At 74.4% G+C, this 20,066-nt stretch carries 15 protein-coding genes and 1 pseudogene; 5 read left to right on the plus strand and 11 right to left on the minus strand.

All coding sequences use genetic code 11. From position 1 onward, the window contains the following. Window positions 1-141: 141 nt before the first annotated feature. From Ae717Ps2_RS04625 to Ae717Ps2_RS04635, 3 genes are all read right to left on the minus strand, one after another. On the minus strand, window positions 142-2,091 hold the full coding sequence (locus Ae717Ps2_RS04625) for a 3-oxoacyl-ACP synthase III family protein (protein WP_075307884.1): 1,950 nt from the start codon (window positions 2,089-2,091) through the stop codon (window positions 142-144). 538 nt (window positions 2,092-2,629) lie between these two features. Next, on the minus strand, window positions 2,630-4,102 hold the full coding sequence (locus Ae717Ps2_RS04630) for an MFS transporter (protein WP_075333069.1): 1,473 nt from the start codon (window positions 4,100-4,102) through the stop codon (window positions 2,630-2,632). 104 nt (window positions 4,103-4,206) lie between these two features. Continuing rightward, complete coding sequence (locus Ae717Ps2_RS04635) at window positions 4,207-5,379, minus strand: citrate/2-methylcitrate synthase (protein ID WP_075307880.1); 1,173 nt, start codon at window positions 5,377-5,379, stop codon at window positions 4,207-4,209. Between the two features lie 69 nt (window positions 5,380-5,448). Here Ae717Ps2_RS04635 and Ae717Ps2_RS04640 point away from each other — a divergent pair, with 69 nt between their 5' ends. Beyond that, complete coding sequence (locus tag Ae717Ps2_RS04640) at window positions 5,449-6,678, plus strand: citrate synthase (protein ID WP_198932134.1); 1,230 nt, start codon at window positions 5,449-5,451, stop codon at window positions 6,676-6,678. Here the strand turns inward: Ae717Ps2_RS04640 and Ae717Ps2_RS04645 are convergent. Then, window positions 6,618-7,343 carry a class F sortase gene (locus Ae717Ps2_RS04645; RefSeq protein WP_233147441.1) on the minus strand — a complete coding sequence of 242 codons (726 nt, stop codon included), beginning with the start codon at window positions 7,341-7,343 and terminating at the stop codon, window positions 6,618-6,620. The genes Ae717Ps2_RS04640 and Ae717Ps2_RS04645 overlap by 61 nt on opposite strands. After that, window positions 7,340-7,981, minus strand: coding sequence for a hypothetical protein (locus Ae717Ps2_RS04650; protein ID WP_075307878.1), 642 nt, complete (start codon window positions 7,979-7,981; stop codon window positions 7,340-7,342). Before Ae717Ps2_RS04650 ends, Ae717Ps2_RS04645 begins: the two co-directional genes overlap by 4 nt. A gap of 209 nt (window positions 7,982-8,190) precedes the next feature. Between Ae717Ps2_RS04650 and Ae717Ps2_RS04655 the strand changes: the two genes are divergently transcribed. Genes Ae717Ps2_RS04655 through Ae717Ps2_RS04665 form a run of 3 tightly spaced genes read left to right on the plus strand, consistent with a single transcriptional unit; the run spans window position 8,191 to window position 10,095 of the window. Then, the gene (locus Ae717Ps2_RS04655; protein WP_020622685.1) at window positions 8,191-8,625 is read left to right on the plus strand and encodes a TIGR03618 family F420-dependent PPOX class oxidoreductase; all 435 of its coding nucleotides are present in this window, start codon (window positions 8,191-8,193) and stop codon (window positions 8,623-8,625) included. Window positions 8,626-8,641: 16 nt separating this feature from the next. Continuing rightward, a complete protein-coding gene (locus Ae717Ps2_RS04660) occupies window positions 8,642-9,442 on the plus strand; it encodes an MBL fold metallo-hydrolase (protein WP_075307876.1) in 801 nt (266 codons plus the stop codon). Further along, a complete protein-coding gene (locus tag Ae717Ps2_RS04665) occupies window positions 9,439-10,095 on the plus strand; it encodes a DedA family protein (RefSeq protein WP_233147442.1) in 657 nt (218 codons plus the stop codon). The genes Ae717Ps2_RS04660 and Ae717Ps2_RS04665 overlap by 4 nt, the downstream gene beginning before the upstream one ends. Before the next feature lie 111 nt (window positions 10,096-10,206). On the opposite strand, the gene Ae717Ps2_RS04670 is transcribed toward Ae717Ps2_RS04665, so the two are convergent. Continuing rightward, window positions 10,207-11,703, minus strand: a complete 1,497-nt coding sequence (locus tag Ae717Ps2_RS04670) for a S1C family serine protease (RefSeq protein ID WP_075307874.1) — start codon at window positions 11,701-11,703, stop codon at window positions 10,207-10,209. A 214-nt stretch (window positions 11,704-11,917) separates the two neighbouring features. After that, window positions 11,918-13,087 (minus strand): thiolase family protein, encoded by a 1,170-nt coding sequence (locus Ae717Ps2_RS04675; protein WP_075333070.1) that lies wholly within the window; start codon window positions 13,085-13,087, stop codon window positions 11,918-11,920. Between the two features lie 316 nt (window positions 13,088-13,403). On the opposite strand from Ae717Ps2_RS04675, the gene Ae717Ps2_RS04685 reads away from it, so the two are divergent. Next, complete coding sequence (locus tag Ae717Ps2_RS04685) at window positions 13,404-14,717, plus strand: TMEM165/GDT1 family protein (protein ID WP_075312242.1); 1,314 nt, start codon at window positions 13,404-13,406, stop codon at window positions 14,715-14,717. A gap of 156 nt (window positions 14,718-14,873) precedes the next feature. Here Ae717Ps2_RS04685 and Ae717Ps2_RS04690 read toward each other — a convergent pair. The 4 genes and pseudogenes from Ae717Ps2_RS04690 to Ae717Ps2_RS04700 all read right to left on the minus strand — a co-directional run bounded on the left by Ae717Ps2_RS04690 (window position 14,874) and on the right by Ae717Ps2_RS04700 (window position 19,938). Next, window positions 14,874-16,103, minus strand: a pseudogene (locus tag Ae717Ps2_RS04690) (acyl-CoA dehydrogenase family protein). A 183-nt stretch (window positions 16,104-16,286) separates the two neighbouring features. Next, window positions 16,287-16,382 (minus strand): putative leader peptide, encoded by a 96-nt coding sequence (locus tag Ae717Ps2_RS40225; RefSeq protein ID WP_369804811.1) that lies wholly within the window; start codon window positions 16,380-16,382, stop codon window positions 16,287-16,289. A gap of 138 nt (window positions 16,383-16,520) precedes the next feature. Then, entirely contained in the window at window positions 16,521-17,639 is a 1,119-nt protein-coding gene (gene sfnG / locus Ae717Ps2_RS04695; RefSeq protein ID WP_043276063.1) for a dimethylsulfone monooxygenase SfnG, read from the minus strand. 328 nt (window positions 17,640-17,967) lie between these two features. Further along, entirely contained in the window at window positions 17,968-19,938 is a 1,971-nt protein-coding gene (locus Ae717Ps2_RS04700; protein WP_233147443.1) for an amino acid transporter, read from the minus strand. Window positions 19,939-20,066: the final 128 nt, after the last annotated feature.

Here is a 20,066-nt window from a genome sequence, read left to right on the forward strand (position 1 = left end):
GGCGGGGTGCCGCACCGACATCGTCGTCGTGCGGTCGGCGGGTCGGTACGGACGGTCGCCCGGGCTGTGCCGGAATGCGGGCGGGCTCACCTCTCGGACAGGGATCTTCCCGCCCACTGTGGCCCGTGTCACCCGGTCGTGCTACTCGCCGAAGGCGATGCGGACGTCGTCGGAGGTCGGGGCGACGGCCGGCTCGGCCACCGCGGCGGCCGTCGGGTCCAGGTGGACCTCCGGCGCCATCACGGCCGGGTCGATCTCCAGCACCGCGTAGCCGCCCACCGCGCCGGCCCCGAAGCCGGGCGCGAAGACCCGGGTCCGGCCGGCCACCACGCCGTCGGCCACGGAGTCGAACAGCGCGATCGGGATGGATGCCGCGGACACGTTGCCCATCGACTCGATGTTGAAGTACAGCTGGTCGGCCGAGAGCCCCGCCTTGCCCGCGAGCTGCAGGATCATCGTCTTGTTCGCCTGGTGCGGGACGATCAGGTCGACCGCGTCGAGCATCGTGCCCTCGCCGTCGGGTCCGGCCTGCTCGGTGAGCTCGTCGATCATCTGCGCCAGGTAGCGGGCGACCAGCGCCTTGACCTCGGGGCCGTAGACGGTGATGTCGTTGTCGAACTCCGGGTTCGGCCAGATGATCGAGTTCACCTGGGTGTCCGGGCCCGACGCGTAGGTCTGCAGCAGGTCGACGTCGCCGCGCTCGCCCTCGGCGGCCGGGGCGATGACCATCGCGGCCGCGCCGTCGCCGAAGATCATCCGCGAGGTGCGGACGTTGCCGATCTTGTCGGAGAACTTCTCGACGCAGACCAGCAGGACCGGCCGGTTCACCTCCTGCAGCTGGCGCACGGCCTCGGACAGGCCGTAGGGCAGCCCGGCGCAGGCGGCGATGATGTCGGCCGAGCAGTGCGTCTGCAGCAGGCCCAGGCGACCGGACAGCCACGTCGACAGCGACGGGATGAGCCGCTCGCTGGTGCAGGTGGCGACGAGCACGGCGCCGATCTCGGAGCGGTCGCGGCCGGAGTGCTCCAGCGCGCGGACCGCGGCGGCCCAGGCCAGGTCCTCGATGTCGAGCTCGGTGTAGCGGCGCTGGTCGATGCCGGTCTTGGCAGCGATCTCGTCGGCGCTCATCGGTGACCAGGAGAACGCGGAGTTGCGGACGACGTCGTCGTTGGAGCAGACGTGCTCACCCCGGACGACGGCGAGGGCCTCCACCTTCGGCTGCACCGCGAACGCCTCGCGCACCCGGATCGGGGGCAGCGGGGTGACGGGCTCGACCGGGTCGGACTGGGTGGAGAGCCGGCCGCGACGCGCCGGACGGGCGCCGGTGGCGCGGTCCAGGAACTGTTCGACGTCGCGGTTGCGCGGGTGGAAGGCGATGACGTACTCGTCGTCGCCGATCTCCTCGGCGGTGCGCAGCTCGGTGGCGGCACGGTCCCAGGGGTACTGGTTGTGCAGCACCATCGCCCACCGGGTCAGGGCCTCGAGCTCGGGGCGCTCGGCGTGCGCGTCGAGGATCTCGGTGAAGGAGAAGACCGGGTAGTCCGGGTCGTGGTGGGGCACGACGAAGGTCTGCGCGCCGGGCGTGGTGAGGAACTGTTCGACGGTCGGCTTGACCGCGGGCAGCTCGGTCGCGTGGTGACGGCGGTTGCCGTAGACGTCGAAGAGGAGCTCGAAGATGCGGCGCTCGGTCTCCTCGTCCCAGGTGGTGGGGAGCGCGGCGAAGGCATCGGCGACGGCCCGGATCTTCTTGTCGCCGTCGCGCCAGGGGGTGAGCAGCGGGAGGAAGACGTCGGCGCGGTGGCGGGGGAGGTCACGCCAGCGGGTCGGGCGCTTCTCGAACATGGTGAGCGTGTACCGGTTGACCCAGAACAGGTTCTGGCTCATGTCGCGCAGCAGCGCGAAGCGACTCTCGTAAGCACCGTTGGTGACCCGCTCCAGGATGTCGGTGCCGGTGGGCGCCTTTGCCTCGAAATCGCGACCGACGATGGCCGTGAACTGTTCCAGGTCGTCGATGACGGAAAAATCGAGTTCACCGAGAAAATTGGCGGGAAAGACCAGTCGGTCGTGGTTGTTGACCACGAACGGTTTCATGTGACGACCTCCAGCAGCGGCGACGACCGGCGGAATCGCCAGGCGGGACGCGGTGCGGCCTGGTCGATCGGATCGGTTGCGGTGCCTGCAACGCTATCGATGAACAGTCACGATCGGAATGTGATCCAGCCGCCGAGTGTGCGCTCTCACGGATGGTCGGTCAACTCCGACTGTTACTGGCGAGAATGTTACCGGTCGGTCTACTCGCCGGTTCTCGGAAAGAGCTCCGCAGACCCGCAGGTTGACGGGCGGGCTCGTCCACAGTGGAACGATCACCGGGCGTGGCCGGTCGGTCCCGGCACGTGCACGCCCCACAGGGGGCATGGTCGTCGGCGTCACAGTCCGCGCGGTGATCGTCACCCGCGCTCCGGGGGGGGGGGGGGGGCACCATCGTCCGAACGGGGGAGGACGGGGCTCGTCCTCCGATGTGGACGGTCGTACGCTGGCGCCGCGGCGGCCGCCCGGCGGCGCACGGTGGGAATGCGACTGCGGAATGCGATCCCGAATTCCCGGACACCGTTCCGGGGCGCTCCGGTGTTCAGCCGTGGGCGGTCGCCGGGGCCGGGGCCGCGACGGTCTCCGCCTTCGGCGCGGGCGTGAGCAGCACCAGGACCGTGGCGAGCAGCCCGGCGGCGCCCGCCGCGACGAAGGAGATCGTGTACGCCGTGGCCGAGGGCGGTCCGCCGTCGCCGAGCACGTAGGTCGCCGTCACCGCGGCGACGACCGCGGTGCACGAGCTCGTGCCGAGCTGCCGGGCCAGGGTGTTGAGGCTGTTCGCCGCGGCGGTCTCCGACTCCGGCACCGCCCGCATGATCGTCAGTGGGATCGCCGAGTAGGCGAGCGCGGCGCCGACCGCGGCCACGGTCGAGGCGGCCATCAGGAGCGGCACCGTCGAGGGCATCGCGGCGAAGGCGAAGTTGCCCGCCCCGAGGAGCAGCGTGCCGACCACCAGGGTGGTGCGCGGGCCCCGCAGCCGCGACAGCCGGGCCGAGGCCGAGGAGAACACCACCATCGACCCGCCCATCGGCAGCAGCACCAGCCCGGCGACGACGAGCGAGAGCCCGAACCCGTAGCCGGTCGAGACGGGGGCCTGCAGGATCTGGGTGGCGAGCACGAAGCCCGCGAACATCGCGAAGCCCACCAGCACCGAGGCGAGGTTGGTCAGCAGCACGGCGGGCCGTGCCGAGACCCGCAGGTCCACCAGCGGCGCGGGGACGCGCAGCTCGTACCAGGCGGTCGCGGCGACCAGCACCACGGTGCCGGCGAACAGGCCGAGCACGGTCGCCGACGTCCAGCCCCAGTCGTCGCCCTTGGAGATCGCCAGCAGCAGGCACACCAGTGCCCCGCCGACGCCGAACGCCCCCGGCACGTCGAACCGGCCGCCGGTGCGCAGCCGTGACTCGGCCACCAGCCGCCGGACCAGCAGGATCTGCAGCACGCCGAGCACCGCGGCCCCGGCGAACAGCCAGCGCCAGCCGGCGAACTGGGCGACGACGCCGGTGATCGGCAGCCCGATGGCCCCGCCGAAGCCGAGCGAGGACGACATCAGCCCGACCCCGGACCCGACCCGGTCGGCGGGCAGGACGTCGCGCATCAGGCTCATCCCGAGCGCGATCACCCCGAACGCGGCGCCCTGCAGCACCCGGGCGACGAGCAGCAGCTCGATCCCGGGCGCCAGCGCGCCGAGCAGCGACCCCACCCCGACCAGGCCGAGCGCCACGAGCAGCATCCGGCGCTTGCCGAACATGTCGCCGAGCCGCCCCAGCACCGGCGCCGACACCGCGCCGGCGACGAGGTTGGCGGTGATCAGCCACGACGCCGTCGACCCGCTGACGTCGAGCAGCTCCGGGAACCGCGGCAGCAGCGGCACGACCATCGTCTGGACCAGTGAGACGAGCAGTCCGCAGGAGGCCAGGACGGCGATCGCGACGCCGGGGCGCGGCGGCGCCGGTGCGGTTCCCCCGGGGTGGGTGCTCTCGGGCTGCTGGTGCGGACGGCGTGCCCGGAACACTCGACCTCCGTGGTGGGGTGACGGATCGTGCTGACGGCGGACCCCCGCCGAAGCGGGAGTCACCCATCAGATGAGCACGCCGGTCACCCGTCCGGCAAGCCGGGTCACTCCGCGCGCGGCGGGACCGGCTCGGGCGGCGGCGGGCCGTCGTAGGCCGCGGAGGGACGGATCAGCCGGCGCTGCGCGGCCTGCTCCAGCACGTGTGCACACCAGCCGACGACCCGGCTGACCGCGAACGTCGGCGTGAACATGCTGCGGGGGATCCCGCAGCCCTCCATCACCACGCCCGCGTGGAACTCCACGTTCGCGAACAGCGGGTGGTCCGGACGCAGCTCGGCGAGGGTGGCGGCGACCCGCCGTTCGACGTCGGCGGCTCGCGCGGGCAGCGGCCCGCCCAGCTCCGCGGCCACCTCGCGCAGCAGCGCCGAGCGCGGGTCCGGCCCGCGGTAGACGGCGTGGCCGAACCCCATGATCCGCATCCCCGCGGCGAGCCGGTCGGCCACCCAGCGCTCCGGCGAGCCGCCGGCGTCACGGTCGATCGCGTCGAGGCTCTCCAGCGCGCGGTCGGGGGCGCCCCCGTGCAGCGGCCCGGCGAACGCGCCGAGCGCGGCGACCACGCAGGACGCGACGTCGGCGCCGGTGGAGGCGACCACCCTGGCGGTGAAGGTGGAGGCGTTGAAGCCGTGGTCCACCGTCGCCACGAGGTAGGCGTCGAGCGCGCGGACGTGCGTCGGCGCGGGCTCGGCGCCGGCCAGCATCCACAGCCAGTTCGCGGCGGACGACAGGTCGGTACGCGGGGCGACCGGGTCGAGGCCGTGACGCAGCCGGTGCAGCGCGGCGAGGACGGTCGGTGTCGCGGCACAGACGGTCGCGGCGTCGCGGGGGCCCGCCGTCGGGTCGTCCCAGAGCGGCCGCATCCCGTGCTGCGGGCCGAGCAGCGACAGGGCGGTGCGCAGCCCGGCGAGCAGGTCGGGCCCGCAGGCCTCGGCGATCGCGGGCAGCTGCGCGGCGACGGCGTCGGGCAGGACCCGGCGCTGCGCGGTGGTGGCGGCGAACTTCGCGAGCTCGGCGGTGCCCGGGAGGCGGCCGTGGACGAACAGGAACCACACGTCGTCGAAGGTGCGGGTGCGCGCGAGGTCGACCGCGGAGTACGGGCCGTAGTGGTAGAAGCCCTCGTCTCCGCGGACGTCCCCGATCCGGGTAGTGGTGACGGCGACGCCGCGCAGGCCCGGTGGGACCTGCGGGGCGGCGGTGCCGGTGCTGTCGGTGCTGGTCATGACCGGACCGTCCGCCCGTCGGGAATCGTTGTCAATATTGATCGGATCAATGTTGATACGGTCCATCTCGTGGAGTACCTGACCGTCGCCGAGACCGCGGAACGCCTCGGCGTGAAGCGGGAGACCGTCTACGCCTACGCCAGCCGCGGGCTGCTGACCAGCGTGCGCGGCGCGCAGCGGCGGGGCAGCCGGTTCGCCCAGGACGAGGTGGAGGCCCTCGCCGCGCGCGGCCGGGAGGCGGGGGAGCCGTCCGGGACGGTCGAGCGCATCAGGACGCGGATCACACTCGTCGCCGACGGGGGGCCGTGGTTCCGCGGGGTGGCGGCGCCGGCGCTCGCGGGGTCGGCGGACCTCGAGCAGGTCGCGGCGCTGCTGTGGGAGGTCCCGGGCCGGGTGTCGTTCGACGCCGCCCCGGACCTGCTCGCCCCGGCGCGCGCCGTGCTCGACGCCGCCCCCGCCGGGGCACGGGCGACCGACCGGTTCCGGCTCGCCGTCGCCGCGGTGGCCGCGGCCGACCCGCTGCGTGCCGCCGCCCGGCCGGGCGCGGTGGTGGCGACGGCGTCGGCGCTGCTGGGGACGGTCGTGACCGCACTCGCCGGGGACCCGGGGTCCGGACCGTCCGACCTGGCGGAGCGGCTGCTGCCGGCGCTGCTGCGTGACCCGGGCCGGGCACCCGCGTCGGCGACGGCCGGGCACGTCCGCGCCGCGCTGGTCCTGCTCGCCGACCACGGCCTGGCGTCGTCGACGGTCGCGGCCCGGGTCGCCGCGAGCACCCTGGCCGACGTGCACGCCGTCGTCTCGGCCGGGCTCGGCGCCCTGGACGGGCCCCGCCACGGACTGGTCAGCGGGCTCGCCCACCGCTTCCTCACCGAGGCCCAGGACGACCCGTCCGGCGTGCTCGCCCAGCGGCTGCGGGCCGGCGAGCGGGTCCCGGGCTTCGGGCACTCGGTGTACCGGGGCACCGACCCGCGCACGACGGTGCTGCTCGACCGGCTCCGCGCGGACCCGGCCGCGGACCGCGTCGTGGCCTGCGTCGACGCCGTCGTCGCGGGGATGGACCGCGGTGGGGACGGCCCCGCCCCGAACGTCGACCTCGCGCTCGCCGCGCTGATGCACGCCCACGACCTGAGCCCCGACGCCGGCGAGCTGCTGTTCGCCTGCGCCCGGACCGTCGGCTGGGTGGCGCACGCCCTGGAGGAGTACGCCGAGCCCGGCCTGCGGTTCCGGCCGACCGGCGTCTACACCGGGCCGCGACCCGGGTCGACCAGCGAGGCGAGCACCACCACGTTGTCGGTGTAGCTGCGCACGCCCCGGTCGAACGTCCCGCCGCAGGTGATCATCCGCAGGCCCGCGCCGGGCAGGTCGCCGTAGACGGCCGCGGTGGGGAAGCGGTCCTTGGCGTAGCGACGGACGGCCTGGACCTCGAAGGTCGCGGCGGTGCCGTCGGCGCGGTCGACCGACACCAGGTCACCGGGGGCGAGCGCGTGCAGCCGGAAGAACGGGCCCGGCTCGTGGTCCCAGTCGACGTGTGCCGCGAGCACCGCAGGCCCCCGGGAGCCCGGCGCGGGGGCGCCGGTGTACCAGCCGGTGGCGGCACCGTCGGGTGGCACCTCCAGCGTCCCCCGCCCGGTCAGGCCGAGCGGGACGAGCCCGCTGTCGAGCCCGATCGAGGGCGCCCGCACCCGCACCAGGTCCGACGGCGGCAGCGGGGCCGCCGCCGGGCGGAGCGTGGTCGTGGGCAGCGGCGGAACCGTTCCGCCGATCGCCACCGGCGGCGCCCCGAGCGGCACGGCCAGCGCCAGCACGACGAGCACCCCCCACCACACCCGTCGCACCCCGCGCGGCCCGCGGCGGCCGTGTGGCCCGGGCAGCTCCCGCGGACCGGCCCCGCACGCGGGGCCGCAGCGCCCGCGTCCGACCGGCCTCGTGCCCGGCGGACCGGTGTGCGCGGGGGTGCGGGTCACGAGTGGCGGGTGGTCAGGGGGAGCGACGCGCGGCCGGTGCGACGCCCGCTCCACACGACGACACCCGCCCCGGCGGCGAGGACCGCACCGGTCCCGACCAGCAGGAACACCGTCGGGTCGACCCCGGCGCCGCCGGAGCCGTCACCGGCCTCGACACCGCCGCCGGGGACCGCGCGCACCTGCCCGGTGCCGGCCGCCGCGACGAGGTCCGGGCCCTCGCAGGCCCGGCCGTCGCCGTCGCGGTCCAGGTTGTTCGGGTCCGAGGGGTCGGCGGCGAGCACCGCCTGGGCCTGGGCGCGGGAGAGGTCGACGCAGTCCAGGTCGCTGCCGCGCCCGGTGGCGGGAGCACCGGCCGCGGGAGTGGTCGTCTGCGGAGCCGTGGTCGTCTCCTCGGGCGCCGTCTCCTCGGGGTCGGTGGCGTCCGGGTCGTCGTCGGCCGGCGTCGCGTCGTCGGTGGGTTCCTCGGTCGGCGGCTCCTCGGTGTCCTCCTGGGCCGGGGCCGTGACGACGCTCGTCACCGGGGTGGCGGCCGGTTCCGCGGCCGACGCCGCCCCGGCCAGCGGGAGCCCGGCGAGCGCGGCGAGGGTGACGGTGGCGGCGACGGCGCCGGTGCGGCGGACGAGCGAACGTGCGGTCATGATCCACTCCCTGTGACGAACGTGATCCTCGTGACCGGTGGGGCGAACGGGACGCCCTGTCCGATGGCGGAGAGTGAAGCGACACCCGGTCGGCGGGGCCAGACAAGTCGCCCGTACGGGGATCACCGGGGCGAGTGGTGTCGCCCGGAGTGACCGGCTCCTCGGCGTGCCGGGCGCGCCCGGGGCGTTGCGACGTCCAGGATGGCGACGTGACCACCACCCCCGTCCCGCCCCGTCGCCGTCGCCGGTCGCTCGACGACGGCGTCTCCGACGCGTTCGTCGAGCTCTGGTCCCAGCGCCGGCCGTGCGTCCTGGTGACCCTGCGCCGCGACGGCACCCCGCACGCGGCGCCGGTGGGGGTGACCGTCGACGTGGCCGAGCGCACCGCCCGGGTGATCTGCAGCGGCGGGTCGCAGAAGGCGCGCAACGTCGCCGCGGCCGGACCGGACGGGGCCCGGGTCAGCGTCACCGTCGTCGACGGGCGTACCTGGTCCACCCTGGAGGGCCGCGCCGTCGTGCGGGACGAGCCCGACGTGGTCGCCGACGCCGAGCGCCGCTACGCCGCCGAGTACAAGCAGCCCCGGCCGAACCCCCGGCGGGTGGTGCTGCAGATCGCGGTCGACCGGGTCCTCGGCAACGCCTGAGGGGATACTCGCCGGTGTGGACCTGCCGGAGACGACCTTCCTCGGCCACAGCACCCTGCGACTGCGGATCGGTGGCCGCACCGTCCTCACCGACCCGGTGCTGGCGAACTCGGTCGGACCGTTGCGCCGTACCGCGCCGGCCGTCGACCCGGCGGGGCCCGCGGGGGTCGACCTGGTCCTGATCTCCCACCTGCACGCCGACCACCTGCACCTGGCCTCGTTGCGCCGGCTGCCGCGGTCGGTCGAGGTCGTGGTGCCCACGGGGGCGGGCGACTGGCTCCGCCGCCGCGGCGTCGCCCGGGTCTCCGAGCTCGCCGTCGGGCAGACCCGCGTCGTCGACGGGCTGCGCGTCACCGGCACCCCGGCCGACCACTCCGGGCACCGGTGGGGGCCACGGTTCACCCACGGCCCGCAGGCCGACGCGATGGGCCACCTGCTGGAGGGCGACGGGCTGCGCGTCTACGTCGCGGGGGACACCGGGCTGTTCCCCGGGCTCGACGACGTCGCCGCCCAGGGTCCGATCGACCTCGCCGCGCTGCCGGTGTGGGGCTGGGGCCCGAACCTGGGGCCGGGGCACCTCGACCCGGCCGGCGCCGCCGAGGCCGTCCGGCGGCTCGCACCGGCCGTCGCGCTGCCGGTGCACTGGGGGACCCTCGCCGTGGCCGGGCTGTGCTCGGTCCCGGGGCGGACCGGGTCCCGGATGCGGGAGCTGCTCGTGCGCCCGCCGCACGACTTCGCCGACGCCGTCGCCGCGGCCGGGCTGCCCACCCGCACCCTGGTGCTCCCGCCCGGTGCCGCCGTCGGGACGCCGGCGTGAGCGCGCTGCAGCTGCTGGCCGCACCGGCGCAGGACTGGCTCGAGGCCGAGGTCAGTCCGGACGCCGGGCGGATCGCCTACCTCGTCGTCGCCGGCGGAGTGCTGCTCGGATCGGTGCTGCCGGTGGTGCCGACCGGCGCGATCGTCGGTGCCGCCGCCGCGACGGCGATGACGAGTTCCGCGCTGTCGCTGCCGGTGGTGCTGCTGCTGGCCTTCGCCGCGGCCCTGCTGGGTGACCTCGTCACCTTCGCCGTCGCGCGGCTGGCCGGTGACCCGGTCCGTGCCGCGGTCGCGGGCGGGCGGCTCGGTGGTGCGCGCACCGCGGCCCGGATCGAACGCATGCGCGGCGCGTTCGCCGAGCGCGGCTGGCTGGTCGTGCTGGTCGGACGGGTCGCCCCGGCGGGGCGGGTGCCGACCCTGATCGCGGCCGCGGTGTCGGGGATGACCTGGGCGAAGCTGGTGCCCGCCGTCGCGGCCGGTGCGGTGCTGTGGACGCTGCTCTACGGCGTGCTCGGGGTGCTGACCGGCAACCTCACCGACTCCCCGGTGGTGGCGGCGCTGCTCGCGGTCGGGCTGGTGGCCGTCGTCGCCGGGGTCACGGCGCTGGCCGGACGGGTGCGGTCCCGGCTGCGGGCCCGCCACCGGGTCGGCTGAGACCGGACGGCCCACCGGCGCACAGGGAACCGGCCGGGCGCGAGGGGAGGGGGGTGTCGCGCCCGGCCGGAGTGGGTGCCCGGGGCGTGGCGTCGCCCCGGGGAGATCGCATCAGTTGCCGTCGCCGAAGGGGTTGATGCCGAACGGCAGCTCGCCGGAGGAGCCGTCCTGCGGCACGGTCCGCGCCCCGTTCTGGGCGGTCGCGGCGGCGGTGTCCTTCACGCTGCCCAGGGTCACCGGCACCTCGCGGGCACCGGAGCCGCTGCCGACGGTCAGCGTGACCTGCTGGCCGGGGGCGAAGTTGCCGACCCGGGCGATCAGGTCCGCGAAGCTCGACACCGGGTACTCGTTGACCTTGGTGACCACGTCGCCCGCCTTGATCCCCGCGGTCGCCGCGGGCGAGTTCGGCTCCACCGCCGCGATCTGTGCGCCCGCGGTCTCGCTCGGGGCGCTGCGGGAGGCCGACACCGCGCCCTGCACACCGAGCTGCGGCTTGGTCGCGACGCCGGAGTCCATCAGTTCCTGGGCGACCCGCTTGGCCGTGTCGACCGGGATCGCGAAGCCCAGTCCGATCGAGCCGGAGCTCTGGCCGGCGGTGGCGATCGCGGAGTTGATGCCGACGACCTGCCCGGCCAGGTTGACCAGCGGGCCGCCGGAGTTGCCCTCGTTGATCGGGGCGTCGGTCTGCAGGCCGTTGTAGACGACCAGGGGCTGGCCGTCGCCGCCCGCGGTGACGGTCCGGTTCAGCGCGGAGACGATGCCCGCGGTGACGGTGCCGGACAGGCCCTGCGGGGAGCCGTTCGCGACGACCTGCTCGCCGACCTGCACGCTCGAGGACTCCCCGAGGGTGGCGGGCTTGAGGTCCCGGGCGCCCTGCAGCTTGATGACGGCGAGGTCGTAGCTGGGGGAGGTGCCGACGACGGTCGCGGTGTACTGCCTGCCGTCGGAGGTGGACACGGTGATCCGGCCGCCGTCGGCGGCGTTCGCCACCACGTGGTTGTTGGTGAGGATCTGGCCGTCGGAGGTCAGGATGACCCCGGAGCCCTCCGCGAGACCCTGCGCGGTGCGGACCTGGATGTCCACCGTGCTCGGGGTGATCGCGGCCGCGGCGCCGGCGATCGAGCCGTCGGCGGGGGTGGCCGGGGTGCCGGGTGCGGAGGCGCTGGTCAGCGTGGCCTGCGAGGAGGGGCCGTCGAGCACGAGGTAGGCACCGCCGACCCCGGCCGCGCCGCCGACCAGGGCGGCCGTCAGCGCGACGGCGGCCAGGCCGGCGCCGAACCGGCGCGGCGGCTTCGGTGCCGGCCCCTGCTGGGGGAACGGCGGGTAGACCGAGGTGGGCGGGCTCCCCGCGCCGTACGCCGGGATCGTGGGGTTGCTCGTCGTCGCCCACGGCGGCGGGGTCTGGGGCCCCTGGCTGCCGCCCTGCTGCCGGTGGTCGGTGTCGGTCACGGTGGTCGCCTCCTGTGCGCGGGTGCCGTCGTCGCCGGTCGGGTGGGCGGGGGCCGCCCCCTCGTGACGCGGTGCGGGCCGGACGGGGTCGGTGGCGCCGCCTGCGGTGGAGGTCCGTCCGTCGGACGGCTCGCCCGTTCCCGGCCCGTTCTCGGTCATGGTGCAACTGTGCGCCGCGACCCTGAGACGACCCTGTGACCGTGCTGGGAATCGCTCGGGCATCGGGTGAGAGTGCCCGTCGCGGCCCCGTCGGTCGGTCGGGACGCCCTGGTCAGGAGAGGGCGCCGTCCCACGGTGAGGACCCGGCCCCGGCGCGGCGAGCGCGGCCCCGCCGAGGACCCCCACCCACAGCACGGGGCGGAACCTGGACGGTCTAGGCGACCAGCTCCACGATCGTCGCGTTGGCGGTTCCGCCGCCCTCGCACATGGTCTGCAGCCCGTAGCGGATCCCGCGGTCGCGCATGTGGTGCACCAGGCGGGTGAGCAGCACGGTGCCCGAGGCGCCCAGCGGGTGCCCGACGGCGATCGCCCCGCCGAGCGGGTTGAGCACGGCGTCGTCGGCGCCCAGTTCGGCCTGCCAGGCCAGCGGGACCGGCGCGAACGCCTCGTTGACCTCGCACGCGCCGATGTCACCGATCGACAGCCCGGAGCGCTTCAGCACCTTCTGCGTCGCCGGGATGGGGCCGGTCAGCATCCGCAGCGGGTCGGCGCCGGACACGGCCCCGGAGTGGTAGCGGACGATCGGGGTCAGGCCGAGCTCGCGGGCCTTCTCCGGGGTGGTGACCAGCACCGCCGACGCGCCGTCGGAGATCTGCGAGCTGTTCCCGGCGTGGATCACCCCGTCCGCGGAGAACGACGGCTTCAGCGCGGCCAGGGTGTCGGTGGTGGTCCCGCGGCGCAGGCCCTCGTCGGCGGCGAACCCGGGCGCCCCGGGTACCTCGACGAGCTGGTCGTCGAACGCGCCGGCGTCGATCGCGGCGGCGGCGAGCTCGTGGGACCGGGCGGCGTAGGTGTCGAGCCGGGTCCGCGACAGCGTCCAGTCCCGGGCGATCCGCTCGGCGCCGACACCCTGGTTGAAGTCGCCGTTCGGGAACTCCCCGGACTCCAGGTCGGCGCGGTAGCGCTCGCGCACCAGCGGTCCGTAAGGACGCCCCAGGTCGCGGCCCGCGCCCAGCGGGACCCGGGTCATGGATTCCACCCCACCGGCGACGACGACGTCGTACTGCCCGGCCAGCACCATCCCGGCCGCGAAGTCGAACGAGGACTGGCTCGACCCGCACGCCCGGTTCACCGTCACCCCGGGCACCGACTCCGGCCAGCCCGCGGCGAGCAGGGCGTAGCGGCCGATCTGCGCGGCCTGGTCGCCGACCTGGTTCACGCAGCCCCACACGACGTCGTCGACGACGGCGGGGTCGATCCCGGTCCGCTCGACCAGGGCGGTCAGCACGGCGGCGGACAGGTCGACCGGGTGGACCTCGGCCAGCGAACCCTTCCGCTTCCCGATCGGTGTGCGGACGGCGGCACAGACGACGGCCTCGGGCATGACGGGTCCTCCTCGGTCACCGGTGACACGACTCGTTCGCGACGCTAAGCCATCGCAGGGGGTCGGCGCTGAGAGGGCGGTCACACCATCGGATGCGCATCAGGTGTCGAGCCGCTCTGGATCGATGAGGTACCGTCTCCTCGTACGCGAAGGGGAGTAGCTCCCAACGCTGCGCTCGACATACTGGTCCGCCTCGTCCTGCGACGGCCGACCCGGGCGCAGCGGCCTGACCACCACCAGGCGAGCGAGACCTTCGATCCGGATACACCGGATCGAGGGCACCCATCCTCGGTCCGGTCGAGATCGAGGGATGGACATGGATGGATTCCTGATCGCGTTCGCGGTCAGCTTCGGCGTCATCTTCGTGGCCGAGCTGGGCGACAAGTCGCAGCTCATGGCCCTCACGTTCGCGACGCGCTTCAACGCGATCCCGGTCCTGATCGGGATCACGATCGCCACCTCGGTGACCCACCTCGTGTCGGTCGCCGTCGGCTACGGCCTGGGTGCGTCGATCCCGACCGGCTGGATCGCGCTGGTCGCCGCGGTCGCCTTCCTGGCGTTCGGCGCCTGGACGCTGCGCGGTGACAGCCTCTCCGAGGACGAGGAGGCCAAGGCCAGGCGGGCCGGCGGGTCCGCCGTCGTCGCCGCGTCGGTCGCGTTCTTCCTCGCCGAGCTCGGTGACAAGACGATGCTCGCGACGATCACCCTGGCCGCCCAGCACGGCACCCTCGCCGGGTCGATCGGCATCTGGGCCGGATCCACGGCCGGCATGGTCGCCGCGGACGCGCTGGCCATCGTCGTCGGGCGCCAGCTCGGCAAGCGGCTCCCGGAGCGGGCCATCTCGATCGGCGCCGCGGTGATGTTCTTCGTCTTCGGCGCCTGGCTGCTGTACGAGGCCGTCCCGCAGGTGTGGGGCGAGAACGCCTGGGCCCGCGTGTTCGACGTCGCCGGGCACCACGGGCTCGGGTGGGCCGCGCTGGTGTTGGGGGCGCTCGCCGTGGGCGTCGGGCTGTGGTTCCGCGGTCGCGCGCACCGTGCCCGCGGGGAGCGCAGGCTCGACGTCGCCCGGAACCCGGGCAGCCCGGCCTGGTGGGCCCGCACGCTGTTCGTGCTGGCCGCGGTCCTCGGCTTCGGGGCGCCGCTGCTGGTGGCCCTCGACGTGCTGCAGCCGATCTCGGTGCTGGCCCGGCCGGCGGTCGCCGTCGTCGGGGCGGGGCTGCTGCTGCTCGGGTTCGCCGTCGTCGCGGTCGCGATGCTGCAGCTCGGCACGGTGTGGCGCCGCTCGGCCGCCGAGGCCGGTGCGGCCGCGGCCGGGGACCCGGACGCCGCACGACGCCCGGTGCTCGCCACCGGCGGGATCTACCGCCGTGTCCGCAACCCCGCGCTGACCGGCCTGATCGTCGGGTGCGCCGGGATGCTGTTCATGGCCCCGACCCTGCTCGGAGTGCTCGCCGGGGTGCTGATCCTGGTCGCGGTGCAGATCCAGGCCCGCGCGGTCTACGAGCCCGGCCTGGGCAGTGCACTCGGCCCCGAGTACGCCGAGTACCGCGCCCGGACCGGGCGGTTCCTCCCGCGGGTCCGCACCGACCGCACCCCCGCGGGAGAGGGCGATCGCACGACCGTCGGCTGAGCGCCCCGCCGACGGCCCCGCCGACTCCACGGCCCCGCCGACTCCACGGCCCCGCTGACTCTCAGACACCGATGACTCCGCGGCACCGCCGCGCGACGACACCGCCCGCCCCAGTGCGACCGGGGCGGGCGGTGTCGTGTCCGGGGGATCCCGGGATCAGGTGTACCAGGTCGGCTCGGGCAGCTCGTCGCGCAGCACCCACGCCCCGACCTCGCGCCGCTTGTAGGCGACCGGGTCGTGCAGGGTGTGGGTGCGCACGTCGCGCCAGAAGCGGTCGAAGCCGAGCTCGGTCCGGGTCGCCCGCGCGCCGAGTCCCTCGAAGATCCCGCCGGTGATCTCCAGCGCGACCTCGGTGGCCCGCGCCTTCACCGCGGCGACGCGCACCTCGTGCTAGCCGCGCTGCTCGGCGGTCACGGCGTCGGCGTCGTCGTGCAGCCGCTGCTGCTCGGCCGCGACGGCGTCGGCCAGCGCCTCCACCGCCCAGAGCTTGGCCGTGTAGTCGCCGTAGAGGTCGAGCTGGTAGGGCTCGTCGACGGCCCGCTCGTGGCCGCCGTAGAGCCACGGCCGAGTCCGGGTGCGGGTGTACTCCGCGCCCGCCTCCAGGGCCCCGCGCGCGATCCCCAGGTAGAACGCGACGAACACCAGCTGGATCACCGGCACGTTGAAGGTGTTGTAGACGCGCGGGGCGAACACCTTGTCGGTGAACCCGGCGGCCGACGCCCACGGCACCCGCACACCCGAGACCGTGACGCTTCCCGACTCCGACAGGCGCAGGCCGATGTTGTCCCAGTCGTCGCCGTAGACGATGCCCTCCTGGGCGCTCGGCACGATGGCGAACACGTGGGTGTCGGTGTTCTCGATGACGCCCTCCAGCACGGTCACGTCGGAGACCCGGCTGCCGGTGGAGAAGCTCTTGCGGCCGTCGTAGACGAGCTCGTCGCCCTCGTCGCGGATGGTCAGGTCCTCGTCGCGGGGGTTGACCGCGCCGCCGAAGAACCAGCGTTCGCGGGTCGCCTGCTCCTCGACCGCCGCGATCTGCTCGGGCGTGCCGACCAGGCGCGCGGCCCAGAACCACAGCAGGTGGTAGCCGAGCAGCTGCCCGATCGAGCCGTCGCCGGCCGCGACCTCGCGGATCACCCGGTAGGCGACGGTCCAGTCCTGGCCCCCGCCCCCGTGCTCGACCGGGCCGAGCAGGGTGACCAGGCCGGAGGCCTTCAGCAGGGCGACCTCGGCGTGCGGGGTGGCGCCGGCGCGCTCGCGGGCGGCGGCGTCGCGGGCCAGGACGGCGCGGACCTCGCCGGCGCGGGCGATCCAGCCCGCGGCGTCGGTGGGTACGGGGTCCCAGGACTCGGTCACGGTCTCGGGACGGATCTCGGTGGTGGTCATGGGTGACTCCTCGTCGTGCAGGGAGCCGGGCACCTCGACGGCACGCCACGGGCGCCCGGGTGCGGGCGCGCCACGACGGTGCGCGGGGGAGGGGGCCCGGCTGCGGGAACGGTGCCGGGCGATCACCGGCGGGACGGACGCCCGCCGGCCGTCACACGCGGAGAGGTGCGACGGGGACGCCGGTCAGCGACAGAGCGAGGAGGTCACACGCGAGAGGTCGACGTGGCGTCGACGGGTGAGCTCGGTGTTCGGCACGGTCCCAGTGTTCGGGTAGGTCACCGCGGAAGTCAACGAGACGTTCCCGGAAATGGGACGCGGCGCGGGATGTCCGGTCAGGACGGTCCCCGGGGACGCGCACGGGCCCGGCGACGACGGTCGCCGGGCCCGTGCGGGCAGGTGTCGGTCGGACGCCGCCGGTCAGACGGCGGTCAGCTGCGGCTCGCGGGCGGCGAGCTCGGCCTCCTTCTCCCGGATGATCGGGAGCACCTTCGCGCCGAAGTACTCGACCTCCTCCTGGAAGTGCAGGAAGCCGAGCAGCAGCAGGTTCGCGCCGCGCCGCTTGTACTCGATCGCGCGGTCGGCGATCTGCTCCGGGGTGCCGATGAGCTGGGTCCGGAAACCGTCGTTGTACTGGACGAGGTCCTCGAAGGAGGAGTCGGCCCACATGCCGCGCTTGTCGCCGGTGGAGTTGCCGGCCTGCTGGACGGCGTCGCGGAAACCCTCGACGGCCGGCCGGTTCGCCTTCTCGATGATCTCGCGCAGGGTGTCCCGGGCCTCCTTCTCGTCGTCGCGGGCGATCATGAAGCCGTTGAGGCCGAACCGGACCGGCTGCAGACGCTCGGCGGTCTTCGCGTGGCCGAGGACCTCCTCGACCTGCTCGGAGAAGCCGTCGTAGTCCTTGCCGTTGGAGAAGTACCAGTCCGACACGGTGCCGCCGTTGTAGCGGGCCGCGGTGGAGTTGCCACCCTGGAAGATCTCCGGGTGCGGACGGCCCGGGACATCGAGCGGGCGCGGCTTGAGGTCGAAGTCGCGGATCCGGTAGAAGTCGCCGGCGAACTCGGCGCCACCGTCGGAGGTCCAGATCTCGCGCAGCACCCGGATGAACTCGTTGCTGCGGCGGTAGCGCTCGTCGTGCTCGAGCCACGGCTGGCCCATCGCGGTGAACTCGGCCTTCAGCCAGCCGGAGACGACGTTGACCGCGAGCCGGCCGTTCGTCAGGTGGTCGGCGGTGGCGACCCACTTGGCCAGCACCGAGGGCTCCCACAGGCCGGGGTGGACGGCGGCGATCACCGTGAGCCGCTCGGTGGCCAGCCCCAGCGCGAGGGAGAACGCGGTGGCCTCGTGCTGGTGGTCGGCGCCGTAGCTGGCCATGTAGCGGATCTGGGACAGCGCGTACTCGAAGCCGTTGTTCTCGGCGGTCTGCGCCAGCTTCTTGTTGTACTCGAAGCCCCAGTCGGTGCGCTGTTCGATGGTGCTGGTGACCAGCCCACCGGAGACGTTCGGGACCCAGTACGCGAACTTCAGCGGCTCCTGGATCCGGGTGTTGGGCGTGGTGTCGAGAGCATCGGACACGGGAGACTCCTCGGGGGTGTGCCGGGCACGGCAGACGGGCGCACGACGGCGCCGGAAAGAGAGGAAAGAGGGAGGAAACGGACCTGCGGTGACGCGATCAGCGACAGGCCTGGCTCACGACGACGAGGTTGTCGACGTGACGGCGTCGGGTCAGCAGGAAGCCGGTCACGGTCCCACCGAACCCGCAGAGCCGGTGGGTGTCAACCGGATGCCGGGGAGATCACCGCGGGGCCCCCACCGAGATCCGCGAGGACGTCGTCCGCGGGACCCACGCCGGCCACCACGGGCCGCCCTAACCGACGTGCACCACGGGGCGCCGGGCCACGTCGGGCTCGGCCTTCCGCAGGATCTCCCGGGTGATCGGCGCGACCTCGCCGACCCCGGTGAACAGGTACCGGCCGAAGTGGCGCACCGGGTTGCCCTCGGTCCAGTCGAAGTAGGCGTGCGGGGCGGTGCCGGTGACGTCGCGCAGGTGCAGCAGCAGCGCGGCGATCGCGTTCGGGACCGAGGGCGCCGACGTCGTCAGCACCCGGTAGGGGCCGCGCCGCTCGCCGCGCACGGTGATGCCCGACTCGAACTCCGACGGGTCGGTGACGGTGACCTCGACCAGCACCACCCGGTCGGGGTCGGGGATGTGGTGGTCCTCGGTCTCCTCGGCGAGCTTCTCCCGGTACTCCTCGTCGCGGGCGACGCTGTCCCGCTCACCGGGGCGAGGCTCGTGCGCGACCAGGCGCAGCGGCCGGCCGGAGCCGGAGCACTCGTCGAGGAACCCGCGGGCGGTGTCGTCGAGGGTGACGTCGGTGACGCGCAGCTCGAACGCGCGCAGGGTGCGCGACAGCAGCGACACCACCAGGATCCCGGCGATGAAGCAGGCGGCGATCTTCACCCCCTCCGGCCGTTCGACGACGTTCGCCACCGTCGTGTAGACGAACACGAGCGCGATCAGCACGAACGCGACGACGGCCGGGCGGCTCCCGGTGCGCCGCACCGACAAGGCGACGGCGACCGCCGCGGAGGTCATCAGCACCAGCACGCCCGTGGCGTAGGCCCCGCCCTGGGCGTCGACGTCGGCGTCGAACAGCACGGTCACCCCGAACGCGACGACCAGCACCACCAGGACCAGCGGCCGCGCGGCCCTGGCCCAGGACGGCGCCATGCCGTAGCGGGGCAGGAACCGGGGCACCAGGTTGAGCAGGCCCGCCATGGCCGAGGCCCCGGCGAACCACAGGATCGCGATCGTGGACAGGTCGTAGACGGTGCCGACGACGTTCCCCAGGTCGCGGTGGGCGAGGAACGCCAGCGCCCGGCCGTTCGCCTGCCCGCCGGGGGCGAAGTCCGCCTCGGGGATCAGCAGCACGGTCACGACGCTGGAGGTCACCAGGAAGGTGCTCATGATCAGCGCGGCGACGGTGAGCAGCCGCCGGGTGCCCGCGATCCGGCCCTCCGGGCGGTCCTCGGTGTCACCGTCGCGGCCCCGGACCAGCGGCATCACCGACACCCCGGTCTCGAACCCGGACAGGCCCAGCGCGAGCTTGGGGAACACGATCAGCGCGATCCCCACCATCAGCAGCGGGTCCGGGTAGCGGGACACGAGCAGCGCCGACCAGTCCGCGACGACGTGCGGCGCCGTGACGATCCGGACCAGCCCGTCGACCACGACGACGGCGTTGAGCACCAGGTAGACCGCGACCAGCGCGACCGCGATCCGGATGGCCTCGGAGAACCCGGCGAGGAACACCCCGCCGAGCAGCGCGAGCAGCAGCAGCGTGATCAGCACGTTCTGCCCCTGCAGCGCGGCGGGGGCCAGCGGGTTCTGCACCAGGTGCGCGGTGGCGTCGGCCGCGGACAGCGTCATCGTGATGAGGAAGTCGGTGGCCGCGAACCCGAGCAGGACCAGGACGAACACCTTGCCGCGCCACCCGGGCAGCAGCCGCTCCAGCATCGCGATGGAGCCCTCGCCGTGCGGGCTCTCCCGGGCGACGCGGCGGTAGACCGGCAGTGCGCCGAGCAGCGTCACCGCGACCAGGACCAGGGTGGCGACGGGGGAGAGCACGCCGGCGGCGAGCGCCGCGATCCCCGGTTGGTAGCCCAGCGTCGAGAAGTAGTCGACGCCGGTCAGGCACATGACTTTCCACCAGGGATGGCGCGGGTGCTCCGGCTCGGGCCGGGTGTGCGGCCCGTGCCGTTCGGGCCGGTGCGCGTCCTGCAGGAGCCAGGAGCCCACCCGGTCGCGGACCCGTCGCGGGGTCTTGGTGATCGCCACCGGCCCAGGATTGCGCCCCGACACGGTCGTCGCCAGCCATGACGTGATCCGCTGCGCGCGCGGTGATCCGTCGTGCGCGTGCGTCCGGATGCGCGCGGCGAACGGATCACCGCGCGCACCGTGGGCAG

Origin of the sequence: Pseudonocardia sp. Ae717_Ps2, assembly GCF_001932475.1 — a bacterium.
GTDB lineage: Bacteria > Actinomycetota > Actinomycetes > Mycobacteriales > Pseudonocardiaceae > Pseudonocardia.